The organism is Methanobrevibacter sp. TMH8, from assembly GCF_020148105.1.
Lineage (GTDB): Archaea > Methanobacteriota > Methanobacteria > Methanobacteriales > Methanobacteriaceae > Methanobinarius.
The window spans coordinates 1-12,315 of the sequence record NZ_JAHLZE010000030.1; the positions used below are offsets into that span (position 1 = coordinate 1).

At 25.0% G+C, this 12,315-nt stretch carries 8 protein-coding genes; all 8 read right to left on the reverse strand.

Translation table 11 applies throughout. The annotated features are described in order from the left end of the window. Positions 1-514 (reverse strand): hypothetical protein (locus tag KQY27_RS06215; protein ID WP_224425707.1); only part of this gene is annotated, 514 nt, incomplete at its 3' end. A gap of 1,329 nt (positions 515-1,843) precedes the next feature. After that, a complete protein-coding gene (locus KQY27_RS06220) occupies positions 1,844-3,268 on the reverse strand; it encodes an Ig-like domain-containing protein (protein ID WP_224425708.1) in 1,425 nt (474 codons plus the stop codon). A gap of 565 nt (positions 3,269-3,833) precedes the next feature. Beyond that, the gene (locus KQY27_RS06225) at positions 3,834-4,460 is read right to left on the reverse strand and encodes a class I SAM-dependent methyltransferase (protein ID WP_224425709.1); all 627 of its coding nucleotides are present in this window, start codon (positions 4,458-4,460) and stop codon (positions 3,834-3,836) included. 201 nt (positions 4,461-4,661) lie between these two features. Continuing rightward, positions 4,662-5,738, reverse strand: coding sequence for a nicotinate mononucleotide-dependent phosphoribosyltransferase CobT (gene cobT / locus KQY27_RS06230; RefSeq protein ID WP_224425714.1), 1,077 nt, complete (start codon positions 5,736-5,738; stop codon positions 4,662-4,664). Positions 5,739-6,060: 322 nt separating this feature from the next. Then, positions 6,061-6,432 carry a hypothetical protein gene (locus KQY27_RS06235; RefSeq protein ID WP_224425710.1) on the reverse strand — a complete coding sequence of 124 codons (372 nt, stop codon included), beginning with the start codon at positions 6,430-6,432 and terminating at the stop codon, positions 6,061-6,063. Between the two features lie 395 nt (positions 6,433-6,827). After that, entirely contained in the window at positions 6,828-7,658 is an 831-nt protein-coding gene (gene uppP, locus KQY27_RS06240) for an undecaprenyl-diphosphatase UppP (protein ID WP_224425711.1), read from the reverse strand. Between the two features lie 297 nt (positions 7,659-7,955). Then, positions 7,956-8,885, reverse strand: a complete 930-nt coding sequence (gene ilvE, locus KQY27_RS06245; protein ID WP_224425712.1) for a branched-chain-amino-acid transaminase — start codon at positions 8,883-8,885, stop codon at positions 7,956-7,958. A gap of 403 nt (positions 8,886-9,288) precedes the next feature. After that, positions 9,289-12,114 carry a right-handed parallel beta-helix repeat-containing protein gene (locus KQY27_RS06250; RefSeq protein ID WP_224425713.1) on the reverse strand — a complete coding sequence of 942 codons (2,826 nt, stop codon included), beginning with the start codon at positions 12,112-12,114 and terminating at the stop codon, positions 9,289-9,291. Between the last annotated feature and the right edge of the window lie 201 nt (positions 12,115-12,315).

A 12,315-nucleotide genomic window follows, 5' to 3' on the forward strand; every position in this document is an offset into this window, starting at 1 on the left:
AATAATGAGAAGATGCATTAACAGTTAAATTAATATCATTTTCATCATTAATAAAAACAGAATTACTGAAAACAAGATTTCCTTGGCCTACAATGGAACCATTAGAAATATGAACCATTCCACCATAAACAGCAGAATCATCACGACTATACAAATAGTCATTAAAAATAGTAAGATTAATTAAAGTTAAGGTATTGCCTTCTTCAACGATGAAAACTGGATCATTACCATTACCAAAAATTATCGTATTAGAACTATTACTACCTTTTATAGTAACATTCTTATCAATCGTTATATTGGAATTTCCCGTCCCAGTATAATTTCCCGAATCAAGATTAAGAGTACCACCATTATCCAAAGAATTTAAACCATCATTTATAGTCCCATTACCAGGATTAATAGTAGTATCAACTGCAAAAACACCCTGCATAGAACAAACCACTACTAAAACAGCGACAACTAAAAATACATTCCTCAAAAACCTCAAACTAATTAAATCATCATCAAACTTCAAAATTTATCCCCCCAAACATTAACAAAATATAATAATTATAAAATACTTTTTTATGAATATAATTATTCTTATAATATGAAATAATATATAGACAGAAAAAAAATAAACCCTCACAAGGAATCACGTAGATAGACCATGATAAAATGCTTATTTTAATCCACTAAAAAATTTAGCTGTCTAAAATATAAAATATCTATCTTAATTCACTTATAATAGAATTTACAAAATTTTCTATCAATATCACTAATAATTAAGAAATATTATTACAAAATAGTGAAAAAATTGATTAAACTACCTATAGAAAATTAAAATCATTACAAATCATCTTTATTAACAATAAAAACCTTAGCATTTTACAATAAACAACTTAAGAAGATAATTTTATATTAAAACGACCATTCATTCAAGAAGTCAACTGTAAAAAACCCTTAAATTTTTTCTATTAATCAGATGAAAATTACTCTAAAAAATTAGATAACATTCATTTAATCAATGAAAAAACATTATTAACAAAAATTATGACTATAAAAACTATAAATCTATAGACAATCTAATAATTCACCCCCCCGGATCAACAAAAATATTATTTAACAAAAAAAGAATTAAAAGCAAACAAAATATACTTATAAACTCTTTTTATATTTTTCAAATAATACAACAAAATTTTATATGATATTATTTAAAAATGATAACACTTAAAAAGTTATTATTTTTAATTAACTATTCAATATTTCTATATAATTTCAAAAAAAATTACCCCCACTTTTACAAAATGTCAAATATTTTCTCTTGATTTTGCTACATTAAAATCCGCATTAATGAGCAAAGAAAAAATATCATTACACAATTATAAAATCAAAAATATACAATTACCTTAAAAAGATAATAAGAAATTGTTCCCCCCAAATAGACATAAATATGGTATATATTCTTAATGTAATAATTTTTATCTTCAACATAATAATTTTATGTAATCATGATATATTAATTGGTATATATAAATATTTCTATATAAAAAACATATAACCATACATAATAAATATAAAAATATAGAAAGAATACTGATTATTTAACCATATTAGCCAATTTAAAAGATTTAAAAAGAATAATAATAAAATAGCTATATATTAATAAATATTTTTAAATTTATGTTATTATTCTATTTATTATGATTAATATTTATATCAAAATAATATTGATTTATAAATTCAAAATATATTGTTAGTTTAAAAAATAAAAAATAAAAAATAAAAATTGAAAATTATTAAAAATAAATAAAAAAATAATTATAAGTTATTAAATTATAAAAAATAAAAAAGAATAGTTAAATTAAATTTTAACCCTTTTAAGATTATTATTATAATTAGATTCTCTAACTTTCTTATTATAATTTACATAAATAAACTTATAATACCTTGAATGGGTTTTATATTTAATATAAGGAAGAGTTAAGGTTGCTGAAGTGCCAGCAGGTAATCTATTTCCATACTTTCCAAATTTTTTAGCATTGAACAATACATAACCTTTACCTTTGTTTTTATAACCATACCATACCAATATTCTAAAACCTGATGAAGCAGCATTTCCCTGATTTTTAATAGTGACAATAAGATTATTTCCAGATCTAGAAACTTTAGTGATTGCAAGGTTAGCTAATAAACCTATATATGTTTTTGCTTTAAAACTTACTTTATTATCTTTATAATTTTTCTCAAAACAAGCTTTATTATAATTTACCCAAGCATATTTTGTATATTTTTTATACTTATTATAATTAAAATTAACAATCAATGTTTTTGATTTGCCTGGATTTAATGACGTTATTGTAACGGTTTTATATCTACTTTTTAAGCCTAATCTGAGCTTTGCAGTAGTTGACTTGCCTTTTCCTATATTTTTAACTGTAACTTTATATCTATTACCATATTTTGAAATTTTAGATATTATAAGGTTAGAAGCAGATTTAACATTCACACTAACTGTTTTATTAACATTTGAAACTATATATCCTGGAAATGCTGCACCTAAACCAATATATGTAATAACAATAGGATTTTTACCTAATATAAAACTATTATAATTGAAAGTAGAAACCCCATTTTTTAATTGAGTTGTAACACTCTTATCTTTACTATATTTCCACACTAGATATCCTGAAGCAGGAACACCATTCACCTTGACAGTAACCCTAATTTGAGTATTTTGACCTTCATAAACAGTTGATTTAGAAATACTAACGCTCATAGTAGGTTTTAAAGTCAAATCAAAAGCTTTACGATAATAAACAGTCCCTGTAGGATACTGGTTTGGATCCAAACCATCACTAATTGTTAACTCATAATAATCAAAATAACCAGAATTTCCTGGCCAATCTACAGAGAAAACACCATTTGCATCAGTGACAACAGTATTATCAAAACGACCATCAGGATTAGTTTTATCATTCATTGAACGAAAACTAAAAGAAAAACTTTTATTTACAACAGGATTTCCATCAGAATCTTTTACATTGACAATGAAATGGATAGGTTTTCCATGCTCAACTTTATTATGAGTAACTGTGATTTTGTAATTATTTGTAGAAGAAGAAGTTCTAGATATTTTAGAATTATCTGCACTATTTTTAACAGCTGTTTCATTTGTATTTTTATTATTATCATTTGTATTAGTACCATTAGTATCAGCAGAAAAGACAGCGCCCATACTAGCGAATAATACAAAAATAACGAATAAAATTAATAATATTTTTTTCATAAATTTATCCACCCCCAAATTGACAACTTCAATTAATTATATAATTTTATAATTTTAATTGAAGTCATACTTAAAATAAAATCAAGTAAATTATTTATAATACAATTTTATAAATAAATAACCCCTTAATTTTTTATATTTTAATTTATTTTAATAAATCATTGAAATTAAATTGATTTAATAAAATTTAATGATAATAAAATAAAAATCTCTTTATTACAAAAATTAAATATTTACATAATAGCATATATAATTTTCCGTTAAATCATGTAAAACACTAGTTTTTAGAATAAAATATAAATTAGATATATAATTATTTCAATAATTAATAAAATAGCATTGAATAGTACATAATAATCATTGATAAGGTTAATGAAATATATTAATAATATAAATAAATATTAGACATGTTTATATTATAACTGAAATTTTATAAAAGAGGTTACTAATTCAGATAAAAATTTTATTTTATATAAATAAAAAATAAAATAAAAAAGTTAAAAATAAAGTTAAAATAAAGTTAAATTGATGATAATAATGAACTTAAATGGAAATTAGCCAATTATTAATCAATAGATTCGGCTATCATGACAAAAGATTCGTCTTTCCCTTCAAATGTATTATTAATCTTAAATCCATTATCCTCTGTTATTTTCTTAATTTCTTCTAAAGTATATTTTTTAAAACCATGTTTAGCATATTCTGATTTTTTCAAGTAGTCTTTTGTGTGAAATACATTCATAAAGATTCCATTTGGTTTTAATATACGTTTAATTTCAGAATAACAAGTGTTTATATCATCCCAGAAATATAATGTATTTACAGTATATATTTTATCAAAAAAACCTTCATCAAATGATGTTTTATTTATATTTCCTAAAAATAGTTTTAGATCACCATTCTCAATATTATCTTTATTTTCGATTTTAGCTTCATCTACCATATCTTTTGATATATCTATACCATAAATTTTTATTGGAATATTTTGCTTAAATAATTCTTTAATTAAATATCCATTTCCAAAACCAAACTCTAATATAATATCATTAGTTTTTAACTCTATATTCTCTAATATAAGATTATATTGTTCTTGGTTCCATATATTCATTCTTTTAGCTAAAATTTTCCCACGAAAACCAGTTAGATTTCCAAATTTTCCTCTAAAAAATAATTCTACAAGTTTACTAAACATATTTTGTCCTATATTTCAATTTAATAATAATATTAAATTTCATATTTTCATAATTTATATCTTTAAATATTTCAAATTATAAATTTTTTAAATTATTAAGATTATTAAAATTCTTAAATTATTAAATTATTAAATTTTTAATTTTTAAAATAATAAAATAATAAAATAATAAAATTACAAAATGATAGAAATAATAAATACTTATTCACATACTTCTTCAACTTTTTGACGAATATCATCTATTGAATATCCTAAAAGAAGTGCCATGAGCATTGCGCCTCCAGCTCCAACTCCCTCTTTGACAAAACCATTTAGATAATTTTTAAGGCCCATATTTTTAGATTTTCCAAATTGAGGATTGACTGCATGAATATTTATATCTCCAATTTGAGCTGTAATATTGAATAAATCAGATGTATTATCATCAGCTACAAAACTTGTGGTTCCAAGACAAATCCTTGCAAAATCAAAATCAGGATCAATAGCTTTTATAAATCCACAAACACTGGCCATTTGAGTTCCACCAGCTAAAATTACTGGAACATTACTTCCAAGAACTAAACCTGCTACAGCTGGAATCATTGGATCACCTACTACAGAAACAGCTATAAATGGGTCAATTTTTCCAATATTCCCCATACCATCAAGAATTCCCCCATTAGCTAATCCTTCCATAACCACATCTTTTTTTAGATTATGAGGATTTTCGGGCATACTACCACTAACTTTAAAGTCAGCATCATAACCAAGAGCAGTTAAAGTTCCAAGAGCTGTTGTAGTTCCTGCTGGAATACTTTCACCAATTACAAGATAATCATTATATTTAGATAGCTGATGACCTATTATCTTTGAATTTTCAAATATTTTTCTAGGGTTAACTACTGCATGACCAGTTCTTATATCATGACCATATTCTCCTTCTTCAGCAACAGTAATATAAGGAACATCTGGTTTTATTTTTGAACCAGCATCAACTATTAAATAAGGAACATCAGTTAATTCAAGAGCAGCTTTTGTAAGCATGGCAGGAGTAGGAGCAGAAGCTCCATCAATAATAGTCTGAGGTGGAATATCACAACATCGAAGCTCACTATGAACAATCAACTCAACATCTCCTGCAGGAGTATATTCCATAAGTTCAGGAGTAGCACCAGCACCAGTGATATTTGGAATAATTGCTGTGGAAGTCGTAGCTATTGTACAAATAAAAAAAGGATTTTTACCAGTTAATTTTTTTAAAAGCTCATTAGAACCATAAGATTTAAGACCATCAAACATATTTACCATTTTCACACCTAAAAGATATTTAAAGAAGTATTTTAAATAATTTAAAGAAGTATTCTTAATAGATTATATTTATAATTAAATATTCTAATAAATGTTATCATATTATATGTAAATTATTATAATTTTTATTGAGAATATAAGATAAATATTTTTAATTATATTGTATAAAAAATAAATAAAGGAATAAATAAAAAAATAATAAAAGGAATAAACAAAAGAATAATAAAAGGAATAATAAAAAAATAATAAAAGGAATAATAAAAAAATAAATAATAAAATAAGTTTAAATAAAAATAAAAAAGAAAAATAATGGTTAAACTGCACTAAGCATGCCCTTTTTCATATATTTATACATTGTTTTTAAACTAATACCATAATGTTTAACTGACATTGATTGGGATTTTTTACCTAATATTTTATAAGTCATTTTAATCTTTGTTTTGCCTTTAGTCATGTAAATTTTGCCTAATGTTATCCCTTTATAATTTAACTTCATGTAAATATCATTTTTACCTTTTATATAAGAAACATATTTTAATGTTATCCCATCAGATTTTATTTGTCCTGAATCAAATTTTTTATAAGTAGCTGCTGAAACAGGATCAGCAAAAGCTAATTGAACACCACAAACAAAAATAGCACATAATAACAAAGCTATTATCACTTTTTTATTCAAAATTTTCATTTTTATCACCATGTTTTTTAAATATAATTGCAAATTTTACTTGTGCAATTATATTATTAGGTTTTTATGTCCACCATATACATTGATAATACATATATACAGCTTATAATGTAAAATATGTACTATAAACTATGTATTTTATATGATATTATTTTATATTCATTTTTATATATATAAATCTATTGAATTTAAATAAATAAAAATTTCAGTTAATATTTATAATATATACTAAGAATCAATGAATTAACTGAATTATTATATAATTGAATAAAATAAAAAAGAAATGAAATAAAATGAGAAAATTAAATAAAATTAAATAAAAAATAATCAAAATAAAAATTATCACAAAAAATAAAAAAGAAATAAATTAAGAATTTAACAATAATTAAAATTATTTACATGAAAAACAAGCTGTAAACTAATATAGCTGCACCTACTATCCAACAGTAAACTACAAATATGTCTAAACTTCTTTCTCTGATTAATTTTAAAAGTATACTAATAGCTAAGTATCCTGAAACAAGAGCAGCTAAAAATCCTAAAATATATGGAAGGAAATTTGTATCTAATCCTGTTGTAATACCGCCTAATTCAGTTACAGACGCGCCTAAAATAGCTGGAACAGCTAAAAGAAAACTGAATTTAGCAGCAAATTCTTTATCAAGACCTATAAGTAAACCAGAAGCGATAGTTGTTCCTGAACGTGACAAACCTGGAATAATAGCACATGCTTGACCAATACCTACAAGAATAGCTTCTTTAAGGCCAACATCTTTAATATTTTTATTACCAACATTCCATCTTTGAGATACATATAAAAGTACACCAGTAATTAACAAGAAGAAAGCTGGAATAGTTATAGAGTTAAATGCAGCTTCAACTTGATCATTAAAGACAAGCCCTATTATTCCTACAGGAATAGTTCCAATAATAACCATCCAAACTAATTTTTTATATTGATCTTCTTTAAACCCTTGTCTAAATCTTCCTCTGAAAATATCAGCTATACTTGAGAAGAATGCTTTTATCATTTCTATAATATCTTTAAAGAAATAGCTAACTACAGCCAATAATGTTCCTAAGTGAAGTAAAACATCAAAAGCTAAAGCTGATTGATTAATACCAAAAAATTCTTGAACAAAAATAAGGTGAGCAGAGCTACTTACAGGTAAAAATTCTGTTAAACCTTGTACTATTCCTACTATAATTGCTTGTAGAATATCCATAAATACACCATATAATAATATTTTATAATTTGATAAATTAGTAATATAAAAATTTAATTTTAAAAATTAGAAAGTTAATTTTTTTCATGCTTTAATTTATTTATTATCTTTTCTAATTATATATTTTTCTTTTTTTTTCAAGATATTATGTAGTTATTCTCTTTAATTAAGACTTAAAGGATTTAATCTCAATCTTAAGATCATATAATTAAAAATAAAGAAAATACAATGAAAAAATAAAGAAAATCAATGAAAATCACAATACAATTTCATTGATTTATAATGTTAAAATTTTCATTAATAATCTAAATAAGTTAACCAATTGAATTTGTCTTCAGTTTTTCCTTCAACAATGCTGAAAAATTCTGATTGAATTTTTTCTGCTATAGGGCCTCTTTTACCAGAACCAATAGTTATATTATCAACAGAACGAATTGGAGTAACTTCAGCAGCTGTACCTGTAAAAAATACTTCGTCGGCTAAATAAACCATTTCTCTTGGTATTTTTTCTTTTATAACTTCATAACCAAGATCATTAGCTATTGAAATAACTGAATTTCTTGTTATTCCATTTAATATTGAAGATGAAAGTGGAGGTGTGTAAATAACATCATCCTTAACCAAAAATATATTTTCTCCACTACCTTCTCCAACAAAACCATGATAATCCAACATTATAGCTTCATCAAATCCATTTTCAATAGCTTCAATTTTAGCTAACTGTGCATTCATATAATTAGCTCCAGCTTTGGCCATACTAGGCATAGTATCAGGTGCAAGTCTTCTCCATGAAGAAACACCAATATCAACACCATTTTCCATAGCTTCATCACCCAAATAGGTTCCCCATTCCCAAACAGCTATTGATGTATTGACTGGGCATTTTAAAGGATTGACTCCTAATTCTTTATACCCCCTATAAGTAACAGGACGTATATAACAAGAACGAAGATTATTTATAGTAACAGTTTCTTTTATTGCATTAGCTATATCTTCTTTTTCAAATGGAATTTTCATTTTATATATTTTAGCTGAATCAAATAACCTATCAACATGTTCATCAAGTCGGAATATTGCACTACCATTTTTATTCTCATAGCATCTTATTCCTTCAAAGACACTAGATCCATAATGTACTACATGAGATAGAACAGAAATATTAGCCTCTTTCCAATCTACAAATTCTCCATCCATCCATACTTTTCCACCGTTATCATCCCATGACATATACATTCCTCCTTTTAGTTAATCTTCATGTATTGATATGTGATTGGATTCAATAAACACAATATATCTAATGAACAATGATTATAGTAATTTTTTTCTTATAATCATTAAACTATATATTTTAATTCTTATAATCATGAATAATCATGTGAATAAAATTGTTTATAAAAATCCATTTTAATATTAGCTTTTGATTTATTTAAGTCTTATTAATTTAGGTATAAATTTATTATTTTTTAATTTAAAAAAATCAGGACAATATTTGAATTTATAATTAATTTTTATATCTATTTTAATATATAATATAAAAAAAATAATTTAAAAAATAAAAAAGGATATAAAAGTTAATTTAAAAAATAAAAAAGAAATGATAAAAAGAGTTAATTTATCGTTAAATATCGTTTTAATTTTGTATTTTTCTAATAACTGTTCCAATTAAAGGCATTAGGACTAATAACATAGCTATTATTGATATTCCAGTTTGTTTCATTGGTATGTTAGATGCTGAAGCTGTATTATTCGAGTCTGTAGGAGCGTATACATCTTCTGAAGGGAAGTATTGGTCATCTCCAGCAAATCTTCCTTTGACAATATATTTATATGCATCTTTGTAGTAAATTGTAGCTATACCTTCCTCATTTGTGATTCCAACACCAATAGGAATACGTTTTATTCTGAATACGATTTTTTTGCCAGCAATTATTTTACCGTTTTCATCAGTTAAAGTTGCAGTAATTTTATCACCAACAACATCAACTTTCAATCTAGTTTTCTTCTTATTTTTTGGTGTTGGTATATCAACTTGTGATTTTTTAACTTTAAAGATTGTTGAATTGGTAAATTTGTTGTGTGTTGTATTTCCATTCCAATTAACTGAAATTTTGAAGCTGCCTGTTTTTGATGGTGTGTAGACTAAACTCCATCCACCAACATTATTAGTAGTTACACTATAATTTTTTCCACCTACAATAACTGTAAGTTTTGTATTAGATATTAAGTTACCGTTTTTGTCTTTTGCTATACCTTTAATTGTAATTGGGTTGCCTACTGTACCATTAGGAGCATTAATAGTAGAATTAGAGTCTATTTTAACATTAACCTCCTCGATATAATCATCAATATTAGCTATAAAAAGTAAAACATTTTCATTATCAGCAAAAGATTCTATAGTAAAATTATCACTTTTTGTTAAGTTTACAAGATAAGAATATTCATCTTTAGCATTAGCATTAAGAATGGTATTAATAATGTTTCCATTTTTATTTTTCCAAGTTAAGTTAACTAAGAAATCAGGTAGGTCTTCATAACTAACAGAATCTAAAGTTTGTGTGAGATTATTCCATAATAAGAACTTATAAGTCAGGCTATACATACCTACAGCACGATTAATTGTAGCATTAACAATAGTACTATATAATTCTGCAGACAATACCATGACAAAGTAGTTACATATAGTGTAGTTAGATCCACTTAGGATGTTGTATTGATTGGAAATATCATTTTGACCCCACCAATTGAAAGTGAAATCATTGTTGTTTCCATAATTATACAAACCACTTAATTTATTGTTTAAAATACGGTTATAATTAACCCTCGTACCATTACCAGTTAAATTAAAACCTAAGTTATTTTCAAAAACATTACACCCCGTAATAGTATTATTATCTCTTAAAACAATGAAAGCAGTCCCAAGATTGTTGTAAACATTTAGATGACTTATTCTGTTACCTGCTCCATTAAGTAAAACACCATTAGTATTTTCAGTGATTTCATTGTAAAGATCAGTCCCATCAAGATCACCTAATCTGTTATTATTACCCGAAATGTTGATAGCTACACCATTATATTTTAAAGTATTATTAAAAATATCCAAATTAAAATTGTTGAAAGCTAATATAAGACCAGATTGATTGTTGTTTGTGATAGTGTTATTATTTAATCTAATAAGGCCACTTAAAAGATGAATTCCATTACTATTATCATATACATTGTTATCAGAAACAATACCTACATTACCTGCAAAGTAAATACCTGCTCTATTATTGCCGGTTTGGTTATAAACAGTATTTCCGGAAATAGTAGTATTATTACCCGCTGTGGCAACATTTATTCCATGAGCAGAATTACCAAAAACTGTGTTAATAAGAATAGTTGTATTAGTCCCTGAATTTCGTATTCCATCGCCGGCATTATTTTTTACAGTATTATTAATTATTCTTGCATCAATTCCTTGATTGAAAATACCAGTTCCATCAAAACTGCCAGTGGCACTTCTAGTCGATTCAACAATGTTGTCTTTAATAATTACAAGATTCCCTCCTTCACTAAACTCATGTGTTTGGTGAGAATTCATATTGAAAATACCATACCCTCTATTGTTGGTTAAGCGATTATTAGCAATTATAACGTTGTCACAGTCATTACGAATTCCAATACCCCCATTGCTATCGACTATATTATCAGTTATGTTAGTTCCATGGCCATATAAAGTATTAGCTATGGCTGCATTGCTTGATGAAGGGTTACCTCCAATCCCTGTAACATTATTTTCTGTTATTAATGCATTAGGAGCATAGTTAACTATTGCATATGTCCAACCAGATCCAGTAATAGTATTTTTTCTAATGATAGCTCCTCCAGGACTACCTTCCCAAATTAAAATTGCATATTGCCTATATACTTGCATTGGAAAAGAAGTTTGAGGAAAAGAAGCATTCCTATTTCCAACGTAATTATTTTCAATTAAAGAGTTATTAGTAGTAATGATTATTGCCTGACCACAATTTGTGAAAGTATTATTAAAAATTTGAAGATTATTAGCTGTATCCTGACTATAAACACCTATTAGATGATTATTAATTGTAAAACCTGAAATAAGAATATTATCTGCTCTAACAGAAAATAAACAACTGTATTGGACAACATTAGTAGAATTTCTATTTATAGTAGAATTAACATTACTAACAATGTTCAATTTCTTGTTAATATTCAGCTGATCTAAGCTATAAGTTTTATTAACAAAATCAAGAGTATCACCATCTACAGCATTGTTGATAATATCTTGAACATCTGTAGTAGTCATATCAGAAGTTATATTATGAGTATTTCCAGCTGCGAATCCCGCATTCACAGAAAAAAAGAACATAGTGCCAATCACTAACAAAATTAATATATATCTCATGAACTTTTTACCCATATTTTTTCTATAATCAAATTTTTCCTTTATCATAATATCATCCCCTCATGAGTATATGTACAAAATATATGTACAAAATCCCCCTAAAATTAACTTCGTTTAATTAAAGTTAAACGAAGTAAATTTAAGAAAAAAATAGTTATAATTTAAAAAATAGGGGAGTATTTTTTAATAAAAAAATAAAATATATAAAAAAATATTAAATAAATTAATAAATTTAATAATTTTAGAATG